General features: G+C 68.6%; 24 protein-coding genes. 9 read left to right on the top strand and 15 right to left on the bottom strand.

Going from position 1 to position 22,053, the window contains the following annotated elements; genetic code table 11:
* Positions 1–362: 362 nt before the first annotated feature.
* Entirely contained in the window at positions 363–1,319 is a 957-nt protein-coding gene (locus ACK8OR_RS04610) for a DUF808 domain-containing protein (RefSeq protein WP_410188269.1), read from the bottom strand.
* A gap of 215 nt (positions 1,320–1,534) precedes the next feature.
* Between ACK8OR_RS04610 and gap (ACK8OR_RS04615) the strand changes: the two genes are divergently transcribed.
* From gap (ACK8OR_RS04615) to ACK8OR_RS04655, 9 genes are all read left to right on the top strand, one after another.
* Positions 1,535–2,533, top strand: a complete 999-nt coding sequence (gene gap / locus ACK8OR_RS04615; RefSeq protein ID WP_410188270.1) for a type I glyceraldehyde-3-phosphate dehydrogenase — start codon at positions 1,535–1,537, stop codon at positions 2,531–2,533.
* A gap of 91 nt (positions 2,534–2,624) precedes the next feature.
* Positions 2,625–2,768 (top strand): glyceraldehyde-3-phosphate dehydrogenase, encoded by a 144-nt coding sequence (locus ACK8OR_RS04620; RefSeq protein WP_410188271.1) that lies wholly within the window; start codon positions 2,625–2,627, stop codon positions 2,766–2,768.
* Between the two features lie 110 nt (positions 2,769–2,878).
* The gene (gap, locus tag ACK8OR_RS04625; protein ID WP_410189864.1) at positions 2,879–3,883 is read left to right on the top strand and encodes a type I glyceraldehyde-3-phosphate dehydrogenase; all 1,005 of its coding nucleotides are present in this window, start codon (positions 2,879–2,881) and stop codon (positions 3,881–3,883) included.
* Positions 3,884–4,035: 152 nt separating this feature from the next.
* Complete coding sequence (locus ACK8OR_RS04630; RefSeq protein ID WP_410188272.1) at positions 4,036–5,214, top strand: phosphoglycerate kinase; 1,179 nt, start codon at positions 4,036–4,038, stop codon at positions 5,212–5,214.
* 80 nt (positions 5,215–5,294) lie between these two features.
* On the top strand, positions 5,295–6,188 hold the full coding sequence (locus ACK8OR_RS04635; protein ID WP_410188273.1) for a fructose bisphosphate aldolase: 894 nt from the start codon (positions 5,295–5,297) through the stop codon (positions 6,186–6,188).
* A gap of 114 nt (positions 6,189–6,302) precedes the next feature.
* Complete coding sequence (locus ACK8OR_RS04640) at positions 6,303–6,602, top strand: FtsB family cell division protein (RefSeq protein WP_410188274.1); 300 nt, start codon at positions 6,303–6,305, stop codon at positions 6,600–6,602.
* 104 nt (positions 6,603–6,706) lie between these two features.
* A complete protein-coding gene (gene pdhA / locus ACK8OR_RS04645) occupies positions 6,707–7,720 on the top strand; it encodes a pyruvate dehydrogenase (acetyl-transferring) E1 component subunit alpha (RefSeq protein ID WP_410188275.1) in 1,014 nt (337 codons plus the stop codon).
* A complete protein-coding gene (locus tag ACK8OR_RS04650) occupies positions 7,720–9,096 on the top strand; it encodes a pyruvate dehydrogenase complex E1 component subunit beta (protein WP_410188276.1) in 1,377 nt (458 codons plus the stop codon). Before pdhA ends, ACK8OR_RS04650 begins: the two co-directional genes overlap by 1 nt.
* A 12-nt stretch (positions 9,097–9,108) precedes the next feature.
* A complete protein-coding gene (locus tag ACK8OR_RS04655; RefSeq protein ID WP_410188277.1) occupies positions 9,109–10,446 on the top strand; it encodes a pyruvate dehydrogenase complex dihydrolipoamide acetyltransferase in 1,338 nt (445 codons plus the stop codon).
* Positions 10,447–10,520: 74 nt separating this feature from the next.
* Here ACK8OR_RS04655 and cysE read toward each other — a convergent pair whose 3' ends face one another.
* From cysE to ACK8OR_RS04725, 14 genes are all read right to left on the bottom strand, one after another.
* Positions 10,521–11,342 carry a serine O-acetyltransferase gene (gene cysE, locus ACK8OR_RS04660; RefSeq protein WP_410188278.1) on the bottom strand — a complete coding sequence of 274 codons (822 nt, stop codon included), beginning with the start codon at positions 11,340–11,342 and terminating at the stop codon, positions 10,521–10,523.
* A gap of 65 nt (positions 11,343–11,407) precedes the next feature.
* The gene (locus tag ACK8OR_RS04665) at positions 11,408–15,307 is read right to left on the bottom strand and encodes a baseplate multidomain protein megatron (RefSeq protein WP_410188279.1); all 3,900 of its coding nucleotides are present in this window, start codon (positions 15,305–15,307) and stop codon (positions 11,408–11,410) included.
* Between the two features lie 18 nt (positions 15,308–15,325).
* Entirely contained in the window at positions 15,326–15,760 is a 435-nt protein-coding gene (locus ACK8OR_RS04670; RefSeq protein ID WP_410188280.1) for a C40 family peptidase, read from the bottom strand.
* A complete protein-coding gene (locus ACK8OR_RS04675; protein ID WP_410188281.1) occupies positions 15,757–16,632 on the bottom strand; it encodes a DUF2163 domain-containing protein in 876 nt (291 codons plus the stop codon). The genes ACK8OR_RS04670 and ACK8OR_RS04675 overlap by 4 nt, the downstream gene beginning before the upstream one ends.
* Positions 16,629–17,261, bottom strand: coding sequence for a phage distal tail protein, Rcc01695 family (locus ACK8OR_RS04680; protein WP_410188282.1), 633 nt, complete (start codon positions 17,259–17,261; stop codon positions 16,629–16,631). Before ACK8OR_RS04680 ends, ACK8OR_RS04675 begins: the two co-directional genes overlap by 4 nt.
* A gap of 12 nt (positions 17,262–17,273) precedes the next feature.
* Positions 17,274–17,915 (bottom strand): phage tail tape measure protein, encoded by a 642-nt coding sequence (locus ACK8OR_RS04685; protein WP_410188283.1) that lies wholly within the window; start codon positions 17,913–17,915, stop codon positions 17,274–17,276.
* Complete coding sequence (locus ACK8OR_RS04690; RefSeq protein WP_410188284.1) at positions 17,908–18,108, bottom strand: rcc01693 family protein; 201 nt, start codon at positions 18,106–18,108, stop codon at positions 17,908–17,910. Before ACK8OR_RS04690 ends, ACK8OR_RS04685 begins: the two co-directional genes overlap by 8 nt.
* A complete protein-coding gene (locus ACK8OR_RS04695; RefSeq protein WP_298433147.1) occupies positions 18,105–18,428 on the bottom strand; it encodes a gene transfer agent family protein in 324 nt (107 codons plus the stop codon). Before ACK8OR_RS04695 ends, ACK8OR_RS04690 begins: the two co-directional genes overlap by 4 nt.
* Complete coding sequence (locus ACK8OR_RS04700; protein WP_410188285.1) at positions 18,428–18,841, bottom strand: phage major tail protein, TP901-1 family; 414 nt, start codon at positions 18,839–18,841, stop codon at positions 18,428–18,430. Before ACK8OR_RS04700 ends, ACK8OR_RS04695 begins: the two co-directional genes overlap by 1 nt.
* A 28-nt stretch (positions 18,842–18,869) precedes the next feature.
* Positions 18,870–19,283 carry a DUF3168 domain-containing protein gene (locus ACK8OR_RS04705; protein WP_410188286.1) on the bottom strand — a complete coding sequence of 138 codons (414 nt, stop codon included), beginning with the start codon at positions 19,281–19,283 and terminating at the stop codon, positions 18,870–18,872.
* On the bottom strand, positions 19,280–19,621 hold the full coding sequence (locus ACK8OR_RS04710; protein WP_410188287.1) for a head-tail adaptor protein: 342 nt from the start codon (positions 19,619–19,621) through the stop codon (positions 19,280–19,282). The genes ACK8OR_RS04705 and ACK8OR_RS04710 overlap by 4 nt, the downstream gene beginning before the upstream one ends.
* Entirely contained in the window at positions 19,618–20,172 is a 555-nt protein-coding gene (locus ACK8OR_RS04715) for a head-tail connector protein (protein ID WP_410188288.1), read from the bottom strand. The genes ACK8OR_RS04710 and ACK8OR_RS04715 overlap by 4 nt, the downstream gene beginning before the upstream one ends.
* Before the next feature lie 163 nt (positions 20,173–20,335).
* The gene (locus tag ACK8OR_RS04720) at positions 20,336–21,481 is read right to left on the bottom strand and encodes a phage major capsid protein (protein ID WP_410188289.1); all 1,146 of its coding nucleotides are present in this window, start codon (positions 21,479–21,481) and stop codon (positions 20,336–20,338) included.
* Between the two features lie 33 nt (positions 21,482–21,514).
* On the bottom strand, positions 21,515–22,042 hold the full coding sequence (locus tag ACK8OR_RS04725; RefSeq protein WP_410188290.1) for an HK97 family phage prohead protease: 528 nt from the start codon (positions 22,040–22,042) through the stop codon (positions 21,515–21,517).
* Positions 22,043–22,053: the final 11 nt, after the last annotated feature.

Raw genomic sequence — 22,053 nt, forward strand, 5'->3', positions numbered from 1 at the left:
ATGGCCGATCGGCATCGGGACCTGGCAACCGGCAGGTATGGCGTCGGCCTCTTCATCGATGCGGGCGGTCTATCCGCCAGACATGGGGACGCAATGGGCGCCACGGCTCGTTGGTCTGACCCAGATCACGCGCGCCGGCCGCAGCGCCGCCCCAAGGGGCTGGCGGCGCTAACCGGACCCAATCGTCATGCAGCATCGGACAGCGATGTCCAACAGCTCGCCTTTCGCGAAGATTTGCACCGGGTTCTCGGTATCGAAGAAGCACCGACGCCGGATGAGAGTTAGCCTAGCGGCATCGCCGCATGACCCGGACTGTTCGCTCGCGACTTAGATGGCTCAGACGAACGGCGCTTCCTCGAAGCCTAATGCGCCGCGGCGTCGTCCTTCTTGCCGAGCGCGCCCATGACCGCACCGACGACGGGCATCAACAGCAGGCCCAGCACGACCCCGATGATCCCGTCCAGCACCGCCGTCGCGAGCCAGTTGAGGAACCCGCCCTCGGACACGGCCCCGGCCAGCGACTTGACCGTATCATAGGGCAGATGCCAGCCGATCTCGTGCAACGCGTGAACCACGATATTGCCGCCGACCCAGAGCATCGCGGCCGTGCCGACGATGGTCAGTCCGGTCATGAAGCCCGGCATGCCCTTTACGATGGCGACCCCCAGGCGGCGCCCGAAGGAGGTCCGCCCCTCTTCCGCCAGGTGCAGGCCCACGTCGTCCGCCTTCACGATCAGCGCGACCGCGCCGTAGACGGCGACCGTGATGACGACCGCGATGACACCGAGGACCGCGGCCTTCATCCAGAGCCCGGCCGTCGGATCGGTCGAAGCCAGCGCGATGGTCATGATCTCGGCCGAGAGGATGAAATCCGTCTTGATCGCGCCCTTGACGCGCTGCTCCTCGAGATGGGCGGCGTCGAGGGGCGTGTGCTCGGGGTCCTTGATCTTGGCCAGCGTGTCGTGCGGCACGAGCCAGTGCCAGACCTTCTCGGCCCCCTCGTAACAGAGGTAGAGCCCGCCGAGGATCAGGAACCACGGAATGAGCCACGGCGCGAAGACCGACAGGATCAGCGCCGCGGGCAGCAGGATCACCAGCTTGTTGAACGCGCTGGCGCGGGCGATCTTCCAGACGATCGGCAATTCGCGGGCGGCGGCGAAGCCGTGGACGTATTTCGGGGTCACGGCGGCGTCGTCGATCACCGCGCCCGCCGCCTTGGTCCCGGCCTTGGCGGCCTGCCCGAGGATGTCGTCGATGCTGGCCGACGCGACCTTGGCGATGGCCGCCACGTCGTCGAGCAATGCGAGAAGTCCACTCATGGCGCGCGAATCCTTCCTGTCGTCTGACGGGTGATCTAGCGCCCATCCGGCCGCATCAAGGTCCGGCTGCGCCGCGGCCCGGCCGTGGTTAGCGTCAACCGTTACCGCCACCGGCCCGGTTTAACGCTAACGGCATGCCGCCGCATGCCGATTGCCCGTTGCCCGCCGGGCCGCGCGCCGCCTATCCCGGCCGCGGGGCACAGGGGGGGCACGGCATGACCGTCACCATCGGGATCAACGGCTTCGGCCGCATCGGGCGCTGCACGCTGGCCCATATCGCCAGCGCCGGGCGCAACGACGTCACCGTCGTGGCCCTCAATGCCACCGGCCCGATCGAGACCAACGCGCACCTGCTGCGCTACGACAGCGTCCACGGCCGCTACGGCGGCACGGTCCGGGTCGAGGGCGACGCGATCGACCTAGGGCACGGGCCGATCCGCGTCCAGTCGACCTACGATCCCGAGACATTGGACTGGGAGGGGGTGGACGTCGTCCTCGAATGCACGGGCAAGTTCAACCGCCGCGACGCCGCCGCGATCCACCTGTCGCGCGGCGCCAAGCGGGTCCTTGTTTCCGCCCCCGCGACCGATGCCGACCTGACCGTGGTCTACGGCGTGAACCATCGCAGCCTCACGACCGACCACCACGTCGCGTCGAACGCGTCCTGCACGACCAACTGCCTCGCACCGCTGGCCAAGGTGCTGAACGACGCCATCGGCATCGAAAGCGGGATCATGACCACGATCCACAGCTATACCGGCGACCAGCCGACGCTCGACCGGCGCCACGACGATCTCTACCGCGCCCGCGCCGCCGCCATGGCGATGATCCCGACCTCGACCGGCGCGGCGAAGGCCATCGGCGAGGTGGTGCCGGAGCTTGCGGGCAAGCTCGACGGGACGGCGCTCCGGGTGCCGACGCCCAACGTTTCGGCCGTCGACCTGACCTTCCAGGCGGGGCGGGATGTCACCGTGGCCGACATCAATGCCATCGTCGCCGAGGCGGCGGCGGGCCATATGGGCGCGGTGCTGGCCTACGACCCCGAGCCCAAGGTCTCGATCGACTTCAACCACACGACCCAGTCCTGCATCTTCGCGCCCGACCAGACCAAGGTCGTCGGCCGCAGCGTCCGCGTGCTCGCGTGGTACGATAACGAATGGGGATTCTCGTGCCGCATGGCCGACGTCGCGGGACACATGGGCCGCCTGATCTGAGCGGCCGGGCCGTGGCGCGTCGCGCACACCCCGCGCCCGTCCAGCCCCAGCCCCCTGTCCATCGCTGCCGGGCCCTGCGAAGCTTCCCGGCATGACGAACCGTCCCGCCTTCGTGATCGGCCTCGCGCTTCTCGCCTGCGCGCTGGCCGACATCCTTCTGAACGACGCGGGCGTGATCGTCTTTCTAGGGCGTCAGCTGATCCGCCTGTCGGACTACATCTCCTTCTGGCGCTGAACATCCGGCGTATCCTCCGGTTGCACGGATGTCCCACGACATGCTAGCGCCGGAACCGTTAGCGGTAACGTCCGGTTGCCGCTCGAACGCATCGCCCATCCCCGGAGGACATCATGGTCAAGGTTGCAATCAACGGCTTCGGTCGGATCGGTCGGAACGTCCTGCGCGGCATCGTCGAGTCGGGGCGGACCGACATCGAGGTGATCGCGATCAACGACCTCGGCCCGGTCGAGACGAACGCGCACCTTCTGCAGTATGACAGCGTCCACGGCCGCTTCCCCGCCGAGGTGACGACCGGCGACGACTGGATCGACGTGGGCCGCGGTCAGATGCGCGTCACCGCGATCCGCAATCCCGCCGACCTGCCCTGGTCGGATGTCGACGTGGTGATGGAATGCACCGGCATCTTCACCTCCAAGGAGAAATGCCAGGCCCATCTCGACAACGGCTCCAGCCGCGTCCTGATCTCGGCGCCGGGGACGGATGCCGACAAGACCATCGTCTACGGCGTCAATCACGACACGCTGACCGCCGACGACCTGATCGTGTCGAACGCGTCCTGCACCACCAACTGCCTGACGCCCGTGGCCCACGTCCTGCACAACGCCATCGGGATCGAACGCGGCTTCATGACCACGATCCACAGCTATACCGGCGACCAGCCGACGCTGGACACGATGCACAAGGATCTCTACCGCGCCCGCGCCGCCGCGCTTTCGATGATCCCGACCTCTACGGGCGCCGCCAAGGCCGTGGGCCTCGTGATGCCGGAGCTCAACGGCAAGCTCGACGGCGTGGCGATCCGGGTGCCGACGCCGAACGTCTCGGTCGTGGACCTGACCTTCACCGCCGCCCGCGACACCTCCGTGGACGAGATCAACGACGCGATCCGGGCCGCCGCCGGGGGTGAGTTGAAGGGCATCCTCAACGTGACCGACAAGAAGCTGGTCTCGTCGGATTTCAACCACGACCCGCATTCCTCGATCTTCGCCACCGACCAGACGAAGGTGATGGATGGCGGCAAGATGTGCCGCATCCTGACCTGGTACGACAACGAATGGGGCTTCTCGAACCGTATGGCCGATACGGCGGTCAAGATGGGGTCGCTGATCTAGCGAGGACCGGATCGGGGTCGGCGGCGATGTGATCGTCCGCCCCGATCGTATCGGCTGGACAGACCGGAACGAAGCCCCGCCGCCCATCGATGTTCCATAAATATGCCGGGGTCCGGGGCGGAGCCCCGGCCTCCCTCCACAGGAGCCGCGCCATGCCCTTCAAGACCCTCGACGACATGGAACTCGACGGGCGCGTCGTCCTCACCCGCGTGGACATCAACGTCCCCGTCGAGGACGGCCGCGTCACGGATGCCACGCGCATCGAACGCATCGTGCCCACTGTGCGCGACATCCTTGCGAGGGGCGGCAAACCGGTCCTTCTGGCGCATTTCGGCCGGCCCAAGGGAAAGGTCGTCCCCGAGATGTCGCTGCGACAGCTCGTTCCGACCCTCTCCGAACATCTCGGCACCGAAGTAACCTTTGCCGATGGCGATTACGGCGCCGCCGTCGCGGCCATGAATGCGGGCGATGTCCTCCTCTTCGAGAACGTGCGGTTCCATCCCGGCGAGGAGAAGGACGACGAGGCCTTCGCCGCCCGCCTCGCCGCCGTGGGCGACGTCTATTGCAACGACGCCTTCAGCGCGGCGCATCGCGCCCACGCGACGACCCACGCCCTGGCCCGGAAGATGCCCGCCTGTGCGGGACGCCTGATGGAAGCGGAGCTGACGGCGCTGGAACGGGCACTCGGCGATCCGAAGCCGCCCGTGGCCGCGCTGGTCGGGGGGGCCAAGGTCTCGACCAAACTGGACCTGCTGGGCAACCTCGTGACCCGTGTGCAGCACCTCATCATCGGCGGCGGCATGGCGAACACCTTCCTCGCCGCACAAGGCGTCGACGTGAAGAAGAGCCTCTGCGAGCACGACCTCCTCGACACCGCCCGCGAGATCGCCGCCAAGGCCGAGGCCGCGGGCTGCGCGATCCTCCTGCCCCGCGATGTCGTCACCGCCTCAGAGTTCCGCGCCGATCCTCCGACCCAAACGGTCCGCGTCGAGGACGTACCCGACGGTCACATGATCCTCGATGCCGGGCCCGACAGCGTGGCCCATATCCGCACCGTGCTCGACGGGTGCGCGACGCTTATCTGGAACGGCCCCCTCGGGGCGTTCGAGATGACCCCTTTCGACGACGCCACCACCGCCGCCGCACGGCACGCGGCGGAGCTGACCCGGAAGGGCCAACTCGTGTCGGTCGCGGGCGGAGGCGACACGGTCGCGGCGCTCAATCATGCGGGCGTGGCCGAGGACTTCACCTACATCTCCACCGCCGGGGGCGCGTTCCTCGAATGGATGGAAGGCAAGACCCTGCCGGGCGTCGCCGCCCTCGAAGACTGATAGCGCGAACAGGATGGACGGCGCCCGGAGCGCGGCCTAGGTGCCGGGGCATCCCGTCCCTGCCAGCCCGGAGCCGTCCCATGTCCCAGACCGATCAAGCCGCCAAGATCCGCGCCGGACAGGGCTTCGTCGCGGCCCTCGACCAATCGGGTGGCTCAACGCCCAAGGCGCTCCGGCTCTATGGGATCGACGAGGACCGCTACGCATCGGACGCGGAAATGTTCGACCTGATCCACGCCATGCGCGAACGGATCGTGACCTCGCCCGCCTTCACCGGCGACAAGGTGATCGCCGCGATCCTCTTCGAGCAGACGATGGACCGCGAGTTCGACGGACAGCCCGCCGCGACCTATCTTTGGGAGACGCGCGGCGTCGTCCCCTTCCTCAAGATCGACAAGGGGCTCGCTCCCGAGAACCGTGGCGTCCAGCTGATGAAGCCGATCCCCGACCTCGACGCGACGCTGGCGCGCGCGAAGGCCAAGGGCATCTTCGGCACCAAGGAACGCTCGGTGATCGACGCGGCCGATCCCGACGGCATCGGCCGGATCGTCGACCAGCAATTCGAGATCGGCGCGCAGGTGCTCGGCCACGGGCTAATCCCGATGCTCGAGCCGGAGGTGTCGATCTCCATCACCGACAAGGCCGACGCCGAGACGATCCTGCGCGACCGGATCCTCCAGGGGCTCGACCATCTGCCCGACGGGGCCGAGGTCATGCTCAAGCTGACCCTGCCCGAGGTGGACGACCTCTACGCCCCGCTGGTGGACCATCCGAAGGTGCTCCAAGTCGTGGCGCTCTCGGGCGGCTATTCGCGGGCCGAGGCCAATGACCGGCTGGGGCGCAATCGCGGCGTCATCGCCAGCTTCAGCCGCGCCCTGACCGAGGGGCTGTCGGACGACCAGGACGAGGCCGCCTTCGACCGCCAGCTGGCCGAGACCATCGATTCGATCCACGCGGCCTCGATCGCTGGGTAGGCCGCCCGTGGCGCATCCGCCACGGCCGCGTCGCAGGGGGATTCACACACGCCCCGCCCCATGTCATAACGCCCGCGAGGCGCCCGTCAGAGGCACCCGAGCGAGGCACGGCAGATGACGACCACAGGCAGACGCGCGGGCTACGGCCTGATCCTTCCGATCCTTCTGATCCTGTTCGCCGGCTATTTCGTCTTCGCTGCCGTCCAAGGCGAATACGGCGTGTTCCGCCGGGTCGAGCTGGAGGCCGAGCGCGACCTGCTGCGCGCCGAGTTGGCCAATCTGGACATGCAAGCCGCGCGGATGCGCGACGCGACGCGGCGGCTTTCGGACGATTACCTCGATCTCGACCTCTTGGACGAACGCGCGCGTCTCGTCCTCGGCATGGCGCGGACGGACGAAATCCTCGTGGAATAACGGCGCGGACGCGTTTGCGGTAACAGGGTCTGTCCCTTGCGGAACGGATCGTGTAGCAGATTGTTTAACGTTGAACGATCCTGCAACCGGAGGACTGCCGCCCCATGGCCACACGCAAGAGTTCCGCCAAGCCGAACGTCTCGAAGGACGAACTGCTTCAATACTATCGCGACATGCTCCTCATCCGACGCTTCGAGGAGAAAGCGGGCCAACTCTACGGGATGGGTCTGATCGGCGGCTTCTGTCATCTCTATATCGGTCAGGAAGCCGTCGTCGTCGGTCTCGAGGCGACGGCCAAGGAAGGCGACAAGCGCATCACCTCCTACCGCGACCACGGCCACATGCTGGCCTGCGGCATGGACCCCAAGGGCGTCATGGCCGAGCTGACGGGCCGTGAGGGCGGCTACTCCAAGGGCAAGGGCGGGAGCATGCACATGTTCTCGAAAGAGAAGCACTTCTACGGCGGACACGGCATCGTCGCGGCTCAGGTGCCGCTGGGCGCGGGCCTTGCCTTCTCCGACAAGTACAAGGGCAACGACAACGTCACCTTCACCTATTTCGGGGACGGCGCGGCCAACCAGGGCCAGGTCTACGAGGCCTACAACATGGCCGAGCTGTGGAACCTGCCCTGCATCTTCGTGATCGAGAACAACCAGTATGCCATGGGCACCTCGACCAAGCGATCGACCCATTCGCCCAGCTACTGGGAACGGGGTGCGGCCTACGGCATCAAGGGCGAGGAGGTGGACGGTATGGACGTCCTCGCCGTCAAGGCCGCCGGCGAGAAGGCCGTCGCCGTCTGCCGTGAAGGCAAGGGCCCGTACATCCTCGAGATCAAGACCTATCGCTACCGGGGCCATTCGATGTCTGACCCCGCGAAATACCGCACCCGCGACGAGGTGCAGGAAATGCGCGAGAAGCGCGACGCCATCGAGATGGTCCGCCAGATGCTGCTGACCGGCAAGCACGCGACCGAAGACGACCTCAAGGCCGTCGACAAGGAGATAAAGGACATCGTCAACGAATCCGCCGAGTTCGCGAAGGAAAGCCCCGAGCCCGCGCTCGAAGAACTCTGGACCGACATCTACGCCGACGAAATCCCGCAGGAGACCGTGTGATGGCGACAGAAATCCTGATGCCCGCCCTCTCCCCCACGATGGAGGAAGGCACGCTCGCCAAGTGGCTCGTGAAGGAAGGCGACACCGTCGCCTCCGGTGACATCCTGGCCGAGATCGAGACCGACAAGGCCACGATGGAGTTCGAGGCCGTCGACGAAGGCACGATCGGCAAGATCATCGTGGCCGAGGGCACCGAGGGCGTGAAGGTCAACTCGCCCATCGCCGTGCTTTTGGAGGAGGGCGAGAGCGCCGACGACGTCACCACGACGCCCGCGGCCGAGAGCCAGCCCGCCCGCGAGGAGGCCGCCACGCCCGCGCCCGCCGCCGCCCGTGTCGCCGACGAGACCCCTGCCCCGCAACCCAACGCCGCGCCCGACTGGCCCGAGGGCACCGAGATGGTCCAGCAGACCGTCCGCGAGGCCCTGCGCGACGCCATGTCCGAGGAGATGCGCCGCGACGACACGGTCTTCGTGATGGGCGAGGAGGTGGCCGAATATAACGGTGCCTACAAGATCACCCAAGGCATGCTGGACGAGTTCGGCGACAAGCGCGTCATCGACACACCGATCACCGAACACGGCTTCACCGGCATCGGCGTCGGCGCGGCCTTCGGGGGCCTAAAGCCCATCGTCGAGTTCATGACCTTCAACTTCGCCATGCAGGCGATCGACCAGATCATCAACTCGGCCGCCAAGACGCTCTACATGTCCGGCGGCCAGATGGGTGCGCCCATGGTGTTCCGGGGCCCCAACGGCGCCGCCGCCCGCGTCGGCGCCCAGCACAGCCAGGACTACGCGGCGTGGTATGCGTCGATCCCCGGTCTCAAGGTCGTGATGCCCTACTCGGCGTCGGACGCGAAGGGCCTGATGAAGACCGCGATCCGCGATCCGAACCCGGTCATCTTCCTCGAGAACGAGATCCTCTACGGCAAGTCCTTCGACGTACCCAAGCTCGACGATTTCACCGTGCCCTTCGGCAAGGCGAAGATCTGGCGCGAGGGCTCCGACGTGACGCTGGTGAGTTGGGGGATCGGCATGACCTACGCCCTCGAAGCCGCCGAAAAGCTGGCCGCCGACGGGATCGAGGCCGAGGTCGTCGACCTCAGAACGCTCCGGCCGGTCGATTACAACACCGTGCTCGCTTCGGTCATGAAGACCAATCGCTGCGTCCTGATCGAGGAAGGCTTCCCGGTCGCCAGTTTCAGCGACCACATGGCTTCCACGATCATGCAGCGCGCGTTCGACTATCTCGACGCGCCGGTCATCACCTGCACCGGCAAGGACGTGCCCATGCCCTACGCGGCGAACCTCGAAAAGCTGGCGCTGGTGACGACCGACGAAGTCGTCGAGGCCGTCCGCAAAGTGACCTACAAGTAAGGGGCCGCGATCATGGCAACCGAGATCCTGATGCCCGCACTTTCCCCTACGATGGAGGAAGGCACACTCGCGAAATGGCTGGTCAAGGAAGGCGACACGGTCTCGTCCGGCGACCTTCTGGCCGAGATCGAGACCGACAAGGCCACGATGGAGTTCGAGGCCGTCGACGAAGGCACGATCGGCAAGATCATCGTGGCCGAGGGCACCGAAGGCGTGAAGGTCAACTCGCCCATCGCCGTGCTGCTGGAGGAGGGCGAGAGCGCCGACGACGTCGCCTCAGCCTCGACCCCGAAGGCACCCGAGGCGTCGTCCAACGCCGCCCCCGCCGATGCCACCCCCGCGACCGAGCCGCAGGCCGGTTACGGCCGTGAGGCTGGCGGTGCTGCCGACACAACGCCCGCCGCGCCCAAGGGCGACCGCATCTTCGCGACCCCGGTCGCGCGCCGGATCGCCAAGGACAAGGGGATCGATCTGGCCCAGGTCAAGGGCTCCGGCCCGCGCGGCCGCATCGTGAAAGCCGATGTCGAGGCGTTCGATCCCGCCAAGACCCCTGCACCCGCCGCTGCCGATGCCGCACCCACCGCCAAGACCGAGGGCCAGAAGCCCGCGATGGCCGCCGGCATGGGGGCCGAGACGGTCCTCAAGATGTACGAGGGTCGCGAGTTCGAAGAGGTCAAGCTCGACGGGATGCGCAAGACCATCGCCGCACGCCTCACCGAGGCCAAGCAGACGATTCCGCATTTCTACCTGCGGCGCGACATCCGGCTCGACAACCTGATGAAGTTCCGCAGCCAGCTCAACAAGCAGCTCGAAGACCGGGGCGTGAAGCTGTCGGTCAACGACTTCATCATCAAGGCCAGCGCCCTCGCCCTCCAGGCCGTCCCGGACGCCAACGCCGTCTGGGCGGGCGACCGGATCATCAAGCTGAAGCCTTCGGACGTCGCCGTGGCCGTGGCCATCGAAGGCGGGCTGTTCACCCCCGTCCTCAAGGACGCCCACATGAAGTCGCTCAGCGCACTCAGCGCCGAGATGAAGGACCTTGCAACCCGCGCCCGCGACCGTAAGCTCGCCCCCCACGAGTACCAGGGCGGCAGCTTCGCGATCTCCAACCTCGGGATGTTCGGAATCGACAATTTCGACGCGGTCATCAACCCGCCGCACGGCTCGATCCTCGCAGTCGGCGCGGGCGTCAAGAAACCGGTAATCGGCGCCGATGGCGAGATCACCGCCGCCATCGTCATGTCGGTCACACTCAGCGTCGACCACCGGGTGATCGACGGCGCGCTCGGGGCCGAGTTCCTAAAGGCCTTCGCCGACAATCTCGAAAACCCGATGACCATGCTCGCCTAAACTCCGGAATCGAAACGAAAAAAGGCGGCGCCGGGATACCCCCGGCGCCGCCTTTTCGTTCGTCTGTGTGGGGGTCAGCCGTCGTCGCTGCCGCGCACGCCGATCAACTGGTCCATCATCACCGACGGCTGCGCACAGCCCGCCTCGCCCACGACCCGCGCCGGCACCCCGGCTACGGTCTTCTTGGGCGGAATGTCCTCCAGCACGACCGATCCGGCCGCGATCCGCGAGCAATGCCCGACCCGGATGTTGCCCAACACCTTTGCACCCGCTCCGATCAGGACCCCGTCCTCGATCTTCGGGTGCCGGTCGTCGTCTTCCTTGCCCGTGCCGCCCAGCGTCACCGAATGCAGCATCGAGACGTTGTTGCCGACCACCGCCGTCTCGCCGATGACTATGGAATGGGCATGGTCGATCATGATGCCGCGCCCGATCCGCGCGCCCGGATGGATATCCACGCCGAACCGCTCGCTCACCCGCATCTGCACGTAATACGCCAGGTCCTTGCGTCCCGTCCGCCACAGCCAATGACCGATGCGATAGGCCGTGACCGCCTGGAAACCCTTGAAATACAACAGGGCCTGGATGAACCGGTGGCAGGCCGGGTCGCGTTCGAAGATGGCCACGACATCACCCCGCGCCGCCATCGCGATCTCGGGATCGGCGGCCATCGCGCCATCGGCGATCTCGCGCAGCACCTGCTCGCTCATCTCGTTGGAAGACAGCTTCTGCGCGAACCGATAGGCCAGCGCCGCCTCGAGCGACGAATGATGCAGGATCGACCCATGCACCAACCCGCCCAGCAGCGGCTCCTCCCGCAGAAGCGCGCGCGCCTCCTCGACGGTCTGCTCCCAGACGAAATCGACCGAATGGACGGCGTTCGGATTGACGGACATGGCGCGTTCCTCCGCGGTAGGGTTCACTAGCTAACCACCCGTGGACGCCGGCGCAATGACGCGGGTCAGGGAAGGGTCAGCCGCGCGGCATGCCCCGGTCCGAACTCGTCCGACACCTGCCGCACCTCGATCACCTGCGCGGTCCCCGGAACCACCGCGCCCGTCGGCACCACCCAGCGCGGCGCCTGGACCGTCGCCGCCGCCACCTCGCCGCCGAGGCTGTCGAGAAGCCGGACGTCATAGCTTTCGCGCCGCTCGGCCAGCGGGACCCCCGCCTCACCCCATCCGTCCACGAAACTGCGGCTGCGTCGGATCCACGTGACGACGTCCACGTCGTCCTCCTCGCCGAGCCGCATATGGGCGGGCGCGAACGGACGCAGCCCCTCGCCCACGACCGTCACCTGCCGATGGACGTAGGATTCGTGGTCGTAGGAGAACCGCGACGGCCCGATCCTGTAGTGCCGTTCCAGTCCCAGCGCCTCCTGAGGCAGGTCGAGCTGCACCGGGCCGCCATCCAGCATCACCACGCGACTGCCGATCGGCCACGGGTCGCGCATCTGCCCTTCCGTTCCGCGCTGCCCCCGCAGCCGCCCGCTCAGGGCCCAGACCTGCGGCGCCACCAGCCGCGCTTCGCGGAACTGGAATACCTCCCAGCCTCCCGCCGCGCCGTCGCCGATCGCCGCGGCATTCGCACCCGCCAGCACCGACGCCTCGGACGCGGAGGCCAGCGCCCCCACCGGCAGGCGCAGATGCAGCGCATCACCCTCGTCCCAGAGCCCCGGTCGCGCAGGTGCCATCACCGTCTCGGTCGTCCCGATGATCGACGGCGCGTCGATCACCTCGTCCAACCGGTAGCCCGTGTCCTCGATCGACGAATGGATCGCCACGCTGCCCGGCCACGGCCGCGCCGCGATCGCGGCATGGGGCGCGTGCGGCGACCCCGCCGAGGTCAGCTGCGGCAGGTCGAGGATCAGCGCCTCGACCGGCAGCGGTGCCAGCGGACGCGTGCGCCCCGAGCCGTCCTCGACGGCGTCGCTCGCCGCGTAGAGACCGCGCTCCGTTCGGATCGCCGTCACCGCGCGGGCGCCGCGATCCTCCAGGCGGTCCACCCGCCACAGATCACCCGACCCGTCGAGCCGCAGCAGATCGCCCGCCGAAACCTCGCGCCGCGACGGTGGCAGGATCACGGATAGCCCGTCTCGCGCCACCCGACCTTCGGCCAGAAACCGCTCCGCCAACGCGTGCCCCTCGCCCCGCGTCAACATCAACGGCAGCTCGGTCTCCGCCACCGGAACCGGCGCCTCGCCCGGCTGCGCGGCGTCGCCCACCCGCACCTCGAACGACCCACCCGCGTCGACATGGGTCACCCGCACCCGGCCCGACACCTCGGTCTCGGGCGCGCGGTTCAGCCCCACGACCGGCGCATCCGCCTCACGGACCAGTAAGTCCGTCTCCACGTCATGGACCGGCGCGCGCGCCCGCATGGTGAAGACCAGCCGACCGCCCGCCTCGTGGGCCTCGATCCCGTGCGCCAGCAGCAGCGGCTGCAGATCCGCACGACCGGACTGGACCTGGTCGACCGTATAGCCGCGCACCACGCCGTGCACCCCCGACACGTCCACCGCGCGCACGCCCGCCCGCAGGCAGATCGCCTTGATGACCGTCGCCAGCGGCTGCGCCGCGGACCGGCCAGATATCCAGTGCCCCCGCGCGTGGTTCGCCCCGTCGCTCCAATAGTCGCTCAGCTCCGGAAAGGCGGGCCAGGGTCGCGTGTCCCAGGCCCAGGCGAAGGAATGCCCGAGATCGACCATCGGGCGCCCATCCACATCCGACAGCGGGTTCACCCCCGGCGCAGACCAATGCGACAGGAATGCTCGCAGATATTGCATCTGCATCGCATCGTCGCGCCGCCCGTCCGAGTAATGCGGCAGGCCCGATTCCGACGATTTCGGGTCGACGAAGCGGTTCGGTTGGTTGGCCCCCTTGTCGATCGCGGCACAGCCGTACTCCGTGAACCGGATCGGCTTCGATTGCGGGACCCAGGCCGTCGGCTCGTCCGACCGCAGGCCATCCACCCGCTCGTGATGCGGCTTGCTCCACCACGATCGGATATCCTTGTAGCGCCAGACCCACGGCTCGCCATACGCCCCGTCGGTGATCGGATCGCGGCGCTGCGCCGCCCGCGCCTCTGGCGAGCCGTAATACCAGTCGAACCCCTCGCCGCCCTCGATGTTCGACCGCAGGTAACCGAGGTCATGCACGGCGCCCGCGTCCGCATCCGCGTGCCCGTCCGACGCGCGCCAGTCCGCCATTGGCATGTAGTTGTCGATCCCCACGAAATCGATCGCGTCATCCGCCCAGAGCGGATCGAGATGATATCGCAGGTCCGCCGTGCCCGTTGGCTGGTACCCGAAATATTCCGTCCAATCCGCGGCATAGCCAATCTGGGCATTGGGCAAGAGGAGCCGCACTTCTCGCGCAAGCGCGATCATCTGCTCGGCCGCCGGGAACTGCCCGTCGGCCCCGCGGATCTGCGTCAGCGCGCGCATTTCCGATCCGATGCAGAACGCTTCGACCCCACCGGCGGCGGCACAGAGCGCGGCATAGTGCAGGATGAACCGGCGATAGGAGTTTTCGCTCGGCCCGTCGATCACCCGCGCCCCGCCCCAGAGCGTGCGCACCGAGAACTCCGCAGCCGTCGCCGTCCCGAAGAACGCCGCCACCTCCGCCTCGGCCTCCGCCGTGCCGTCACTCGTTCCGTCGATGCCCGGCGCAAGCTCGGTCGTGATCCGCCCCCGCCATGGCAGCGCGCCCTGCTCGGTGCCGCCCCAGGGGTCCGGCAACCCGTTCCCCGCCAGCTGATCCATCAGGATGAACGGATAGAAGGTCACGTCCAGCCCCTGCGCCGCCATCCCCTCGATCGCCTCGATCACGGCCGCGTCGGCGGGCGTGCCGCCATAGACGGGCCGCCCTTCCAGCTCGGGCACGACCCCCGCCGCAGCCCGATCCAGCCCCGCCACGCGCCAAGCCATCGGCGTGCCTTCGGAGCGGTCCTGCTCGGCGCGCGGCCGCACCTTGCACGACCCGCAGCGCAGATCGTCCCCGAACCACGACACCACCAGCGAGGCCGAGCGCACGCGCGGCAATTCCTCGACCAGATCGGTCAGAGCGACGTTAAAATCCGCGACCCCCTGTTCGGTGTTCACATTGACGGAATCCTTCGATCCCCCGCCATGGTCGTAATGCACCGCTGTCGTCGCCAGCGCGTATTCGCCCGTGCCCGGCACAAGGGCCACGCCCTCGATCAGTTCGGCAGGCGACGGGACCTCGCCGTCGGCCTCGACATGGCGCACCACCTCGAAGGACAGGTTCGGGACGCGGTTTCCGAACGGCGTCAGGTCCAGGTCCTCGAAAACGACGTAAGCCGTGCCGCGATAGGCCGGGGCGGCGCCCGCGCCCTCGATCGCCTCGATCAGGCTGTCGGGCAATTGGTCCTCGGTGCCCCTGTGGACGCGCATCTGCACGCTGTCTCGCGCCAGCTCGGTGCCGTCCGCCCAAATCCGTCCCACGCGCCGGATCTCGCCCTCGCAAAGCGCCATCGCCAGCGAGACGGAATAGGTGAAGCTCGTCGATTGCGGGGCCTTCGGCGCACCCTTGCCGCCCCCGCCCCCGGAGGTCGTGCGATGCTCCCTGAACCGCGTCGCCCAGATGACGTGCCCACCGGTCCGCACGCGGCCGATCACGCGCGGGATCGCCGCGCCCTCGGACGCGCCCGTTAGGCGGAACCGGTCGACGCGGCCATGCTCGACCGCCTCCGAGCCCGCGCCCATGATCGACTGGTCGACCAGCCGGCCCACCGTCGCACCGACCGCACGCCCGATCACGGCGGCGCTGACGCCGATGACCGATCCGCCGAGGGATCCGCCGATGGCGGCGCCGACTGCGCCGAGTACCAAGGTCGCCATGATCGAACCCCCGTCAGTTCAGGAAATTGGGAAGAGAAAGCGCGCCACCACGCGGCGGCGCCACGGGTGCGACAACGAGGATTCGACCACGCCGTGCCCCGAATAGGCGTGCACGAACGCCGCCGTCGCGCCGACGCGGCTGAGGATGCCCAGGTGCTTGGCGACCGACCGGTCCCGCATCCGGAACAAAAGCACCTGCCCCGGCGCCCAATCGGCCCCGGACGGCACCGCTCGCAGGTTCGCCACCCCCGCCGCCCAGAGCGCCTCGTCCCCCTGCGGCTCCGCCCAATCGGGCGTATAGGGCGGCACGTGCGCGGGCTCCCGGCCCACGACCTCGCGCCAGACGCCACGGATCAGCCCGAGGCAATCCGCCCCGGCCCCTTTGGCCGATGCCTGGTGCAGGTACGGCGTGCCAATCCAGCCGCGCGCGGCATCCACCACCGCACCGGTCATCGACGGCCCCCGTCGTTCTGACCCGCCGCTGTTGGATAGGCCATCAGCCAATCCTCCCCCGGCACGTCGGGAAAGCCCCTGAAATTCAGCACGTTGTCGAAGATGTCGCGGCAGGTTTCGCGCCGCTTGTCGCAACCCGCCTCGATCCGAACCCGGTCACCGGGCGCCACGGACAGCCGCAGTGACGACCAGAGCGTCAGCACGCGGGCGCCGTCCTCGATCCGGTCGGTCTTGATGCGCTCGGACTGGCCCTCGGCCGCGCCGCTCAGCACGATCAAGCGACCCCGTTCGAACCATTTCGGCGCGAAGTGGCGCAGCTCCGGCACCCGCAACGTCACACCTTCCCGGTCCGCCCCCAGCACCTCGACCTCTTCGGAATGGAGCGGTCCCAGCACCACGCCGCAGCGCGCGTCGCCCAGCGTGGCGTCGCACCGCGTCTGGAAGACCCGGCCCTGCACCTCGCCCAAGGGCTCGGCCAGACCGCGCAGATCGGCGGTGAACGCGCCATCCGGCCCCCAGCCGATCTCGCCCAGCGTGCCGCGAAACGTGATCTCGAACGCCGCCGGATCGCTCCAGTCCACGAGGTAGATCGTCACCTCTGCGGCGTCCCACTTGCCCGCCCGCAGGTCCTCGGACCGGATCGCGTCATGGCTCAGCGCGCCCGATGCCTCGGCATTGTCCACCGCGAGGCCGGTCGAACGCTGAAGCGCGCCCGCATTCATCCCCGACGCCGCCCGGCAGGGGACACCGTCGACCACAAGGTCCCGGTCATGATCCGTGAACCCGAGGATCAGGCCATCCGCCCGCCGAAGCACCCAGGCCCGGCAAACCGAACTCGCCCCGCCGGCCAGACTGTCGCGCAACCCGCTCATGCCCGCACCTCGATCACCGGCACGTCGGGCACCTCGCCCGCACGGAACGTCTCGACCGAGGTCAGTATCAGGTCCGTATCGAACCGCACCGGCACATCGAATTCGAACCCCGCCTGCACATCCACGCCGATATCCGGCGCGGTCGCGAACGTGATGATGCCCGTCGTGGCGTCGACCTCGTAATGCACCGTGTCGACCAACTCGTCATCGGCCACCCCGACCCGCACCGTGCCCGGCACCGGCTTGTCGATCGGCCGCCCATAGGTCTCGGTGCCCGACCGGTAGGTCTTCATCAGCGCGAATTGCGTCGTCTCGCCGTCGCCGACCCCGATCACCTGGTCGTCATAGGCCACGTCGGCCGAGCACTGGCACGATTTGAAATCCGCCCAATCCTTCCAGCGAAAGCCGTGCAGCCGGCCGCGCCGCGCCTCGAAGAACGCGATCACCTCGCCCACATCGTCGAGCGAGCGCAGCCCGACGCCCGCATCGTAGCGCCGCCGCGAATGCGCCCAGGGCGTGTTCCGCTCCTCGTGTCCATTGGCGAGCGTCACCACCTCGGTCAATCGCTCGGGCCCGCCGACCGACCCGAAGGACAGCCGCGCGGGAAACCGGATCTCGTGAAAGGACATCGGGATTGCTCCTCAGCGGTTGCGATTGCCGCGCGACAAGGCGCGGGACATCTCGGCGGCGATCTGGCCGCGCGATCGTCGGAACCCCGCCGCGTCGGGCGTCGAGATGTTCATGTTGACCGTCACGGCCCCGCCGCCACCGCCGCTGGCCTGCACGCCAAGCCGTCCGTCGGCGCCGCGGGCCAGAGGCATGATCGCCTCCGGCCCCGCCTCGCCCATCAGGCCCGTGCCGCCGCGCATCGGGAAGGCCGTCGCCTGGCTGACCACGCCACCCCGTGCGAACGGCATGACCCGACCCTGCGCGAAGGATGCGCCATCGGCGAACGGCAGCACCGCGTTCAGCCCGCTGGCGAGCGCACCGCCTAGCGCTGTCTGGATCGGCTTCATCGCCGTGTTGTAGGTCGCGTTCAGCATCGACTGCGCCATCGAGTTGAGCGCGTCCGACAGCTTCATGCCGTCGAAGACCACGCCGTCGAACGCGCTCTTGAGGCTGCCGCCGAACGACCGCGACAGCCCCTTCACCTCGCGCCCGGTATGGAGCATCTGCCCCTCCAGTGCGCCCAGCTCAGCCGTGAACCGCGCCACCACCGGCGCGGTGCCCGCGATCTGCGCCTCCAGCGCATCCAGTGCCGCGCCCTGCTCTGCGTCATCCATCGCCGTTCTCCTTCACATCCGGAAAGCGGGCCGCCAACGCGTCCAGCCCCGCCCGGTCCATCGGCAGCCGCCCGTCCCCGTGGCCCAGCAGGAACGCCAGCTCTGCCGGGGTCAGCGCCCAGAACGCGGCCGGGCTCAGGCCCAAACCGCGGATCCCCGCCCGCATCAGCGCGGGCCAGTCGAACGCACTCATGTCGTCGGAAGGGCGAAGGCCCGCCGGAGAAGCGCCGCAGCCACCCGCGTCGCCTCGGCGGGCCCACCCTCGATCTCGGCGGCCAGCAGGGCGTCCGGTCCCGCCCGCCAGCCGCCTGCATGCAACCCCGCAAGCAACAGACGGGCCACGTCGCGGGCCGTGAAGGCCCCCGTCTCGAAGCGCTCGACCAGGGACACCAAGCTGTCGGCCGCCATCGCGTCCTCCAGCTCCGCCAGCGCCCCGAGGGTCAGCTTCAGCACGCGGCGCTCGCCGTCGATCACCAGGGCGACCTCGCCCGCATAGGGGTTGCCGCATCCCATCAGATCGCCGTGAAGGTCAGCTCGCCCGCCGATGCCAGCGCGATCTCGTAGGTCGCCTCGCCGTCGTGGCTGCCGCCATATTCCAGCGACGTGATCTGGAACGCTCCCTCGACGATCCCGAAATCGGGGATGATCACCTGGAATTCCGGCACCTCGCCGTCGAAGAACAGCTGCCGCGCCCGTGCGTCGGTGTCCGCATCCCGAAAGATGCCCGACCCCGACACGGCCGCCGACTTCACGCCGCCCCCGCCCAGAAGTTCGCGCCAGCCGCCCGCGCTCTCGGTCGAGGTCACATCGATCGAGCCCGCGTTGAAGGTCAGCCGCGTCGCGCGCAGCCCCGCCAGCGTGCTGAACACACCCGTGCCGTCCAGATCGACCTTCAACAGAAGGTCCTTTCCGCTTTGAACGCTCATGTCTCGTCTCCTTGTTGGATGGCCGTCATCAGGCCGCCGGATCGTCCAGGCGTGCCCGGAACCACAGATCGATGCGTCGCGTGACCTCGCCCTCGTCGCGCCGCGCCCGCGCCAGCCGGAACCGGAGCGAGATCATCCGCCCCCGCGGCAGCGTCAAATCGGCATTCGACAGCAGGTCCGACAGCCGCGCGGCCACCCGCTTGGCGGTCACGTAGCCGGCCGTGCGCGTCACCACGCTCACCTTGAGATCGTGCGTCGTCACCTGGCCCGACGCGTCGCCCGCCGCGCGGGCGTTCTCCTGGCCCAGGGCCACGAACAGGTCCGGCGCCGCATCGGGCACCGCGTCGTAGATCGACGCGCCCACCAGCGACCCCAGTTCGGCATCCGCCGTCAGGCGCGTATAGATCGCCGCCTGCAATCCCTCGCTCAGCGCGTAGCTCATGCCCCCGCCCCCTCGTGGATCTCGGCGGCCATCACGACCAGCGCGTCATCCGCGCCGTCATGCACGTCCTCCACCTCGTAAAGCCGGGTGCCGTCGCGCAGCCGGTGACCCATCTCGGGCCGCGCGGGATGTCCCTGCGGCAGGTGATGGGTCCTTATCTTCACGCCCAGTCGCGGCGCGCGGCCGAATTCCGTTGTCTTCAGGCCCCCCGACCGCATCTGGATGCGACCCCAGATCACGCCCCGCGCGTCCCAGCTTTGCAGGATGCCGCCTCCGCCATCGGGCGTGCGCACCGGGACCAGATGCTCGAGCCGTCGCGTATAAGCCCCGCCGCTCATGCGCGACCACGGCCCAGGCGCCGCTCCCGCATCGGTGCGATCAGCGACGCGACATGCGCGTTGACGCCCGCGGGGACGTCGCCATCCGACGCCGCCGCCAGCAGGATGACGGCCTGCGCCACCCCCACCGGCACCGCGTCCCAGCCGCCGTATCCCGCCCGAATACGCAGCCGGACGACCCCGCCCTCGGGCACCGGATCGGCCAGCGCGACCACCGACCAATGCGGCTCGGATGCGACCTCGCCGACCGCTACCGGGATCGGACCCTCCGGCCCGTCCCGCTCGGCGCGCAGCACCTCGAGCACCGGCGCCAGCGGCAGCGCGATCCGACCGCCCTCGGCCACACCGGCCACGCGCACCTCGCGCGCGATCAGGATCTTGCCCAGCCGCGCCTCGATTTCCGCGATGGCCGCCAGCAGCGACAGCGCCAGCCGCCGCGTGGGATCGGCCTCGACCCCGTAGCCTTCCGGAAGACGCAGATGCGCCGCCAGTTGCGCGATCGGCAGCGCCCCGTCCGCGATGGCCTCGGTTTCCAGTATCGTCATCGCCATGGATGCCTCCGCGAATGTCTGCAATCTCAGGACGGAACCGCCACGCCGCGCGTGCGGACCAGACCGGTGACCTGACGGCCCCGCCCCCCCGTGCCGTCCTGTACGCGGCCCCGGGGATGTGTGGGCCGCCCCCCGCGCGGGGGGACGGCCCATGACGTCGTGTTCAGGTGATCGAGAACTTCAGCAGCTTGATCGCCGCGAAATCGGTCACGTCGCCACCGACCCGCTTGGTGGCATAGAACAGGACGTGCGGCTTGGCGCTGAACGGGTCGCGCAGGACCCGCAGGTCGGGGCGCTCGGCCACGGTGTAACCCGCGCCGAAATCGCCGAACGCGATCGCCGTGGCATCGACCCCTATATCCGGCATGTCCTCCGAGATCAGCACCGGGTAGCCCATGAGCTGCGCCGGCTGACCGGCCGCCAGGCTGTCGCTCCAGAGGAAGCGGCCATCGGCGTCCTTCATCTTGCGCACGGCACCCGCGGTCTTCGAGTTCATCACGAAGCTCGCATTGGCGCGGTACTTCGCACCCAGCGCATAGACGAGGTCGACGATCGCATCCGCCGCGTCGATGGCGGCGAAATCGCCCGCCTCGCCGGTCGCGACATAGCCGAGACCGCCCCAGCTCCAGGACGCCGCCTCGACCGCAGGATAGGTCAGGAACCCGGTCGGCTTGTCGACGCCGTCACCGCCGACGAAGGCCGCGGCCTCGGCGGTGGCGAACTTGTCGGCGATGCGCCCAGCGAGCCAGCCCTCGATGTCGAATGCGGCGTCGTCCAGCAGGCGCTGCGAGGCCTTCGGCAGCGCCGAGAGCTCGTGCAGCGGGATCGAGATGCGGTCGAAGAGCGGGCTGTCGGTCTCGCCGATGGGCCCCGCCTCCGAGGCCCAGCCCGCACCCATCTCGGTGCGGTCGACCAGCACGTCGAAGGACGTTGCCTCGACGTTCACGACCGTCGCGATCGAGCGGATCGAGGCCGACGAGGTCAGGACCGACTTCACCGTCTCGGCGGTCTGCGGATCGACCAGGTAGCCGCCTTCGGCGCTGACGGCCGTGTTCATCGACTTGCCGTCGAGCACGAGGCCCCGCAGCCCGTCATCGTCGCCCGAGCGCAGATAGGCATCCATCGCCTTCTGGTGGGGGGCGTCGCCGGCATCGGCGGTGGCAAGCTGGGGGCGGTGGGACGTGTGGGACATGGGGTTGCGCTTTTCCTGTAGTTCGATCCGTTGGGTGATATCTTGGCGGAAGCCCTTGAAATCGCTGACCAGACCGGCCAGCGCCTCGGTGACTTCCCCAACGCCGTCATGGCTCATCGGGTGTTCCTTCCTCGGTGTGTCAGGCGGCCATCAGTCGCGCGCCAGTTCCGCGCGGGCGGCTTCGATCGCCCGCGCCACGTCACGCAGCGGGTCCGACTTGGACCCGACCCGCGCACTGGGCAGCATCGGGAAGGTCACCAGCGACACCTCCCAAAGCTCCAGTTCCTTCAGGAGCCTGCGCCCCCCCTCGTCCTTGGTGGCACGCTTCACCGTGTAACCGATGCTCAGCCCGTCCAGCGCGCCCGCCTCGATCAGCTCGGCCGCCTCGCGCGCCTTCTCGACGCCCGGCAGCAGGCGGCCCTTCACGAACAGGCCCCGCCCGTCCTCGACCACCTCGTCCCAGACCCCGATCACGCAGGCCGGATCGTGTTGCCAGAGCATCTTGACCCGCCGCCCCTCGGCCGACATCCGCGCGAGGCTGTCGCAATAGGCGCCCGGCGAGACGACGTCGCGCCCCGTGTCCTCGATCCCGAACCACGAGGCATAGCCCGTGATCCGGACACCGTCCTCCAGCCGCACGGAGCCGTCCCCGTGCGCGAATTTCCGTTCCAGCCCCATGGCGGGCCCTC

Origin of the sequence: Jannaschia halovivens, from assembly GCF_046452375.1 — a bacterium.
GTDB lineage: Bacteria > Pseudomonadota > Alphaproteobacteria > Rhodobacterales > Rhodobacteraceae > Jannaschia > Jannaschia halovivens.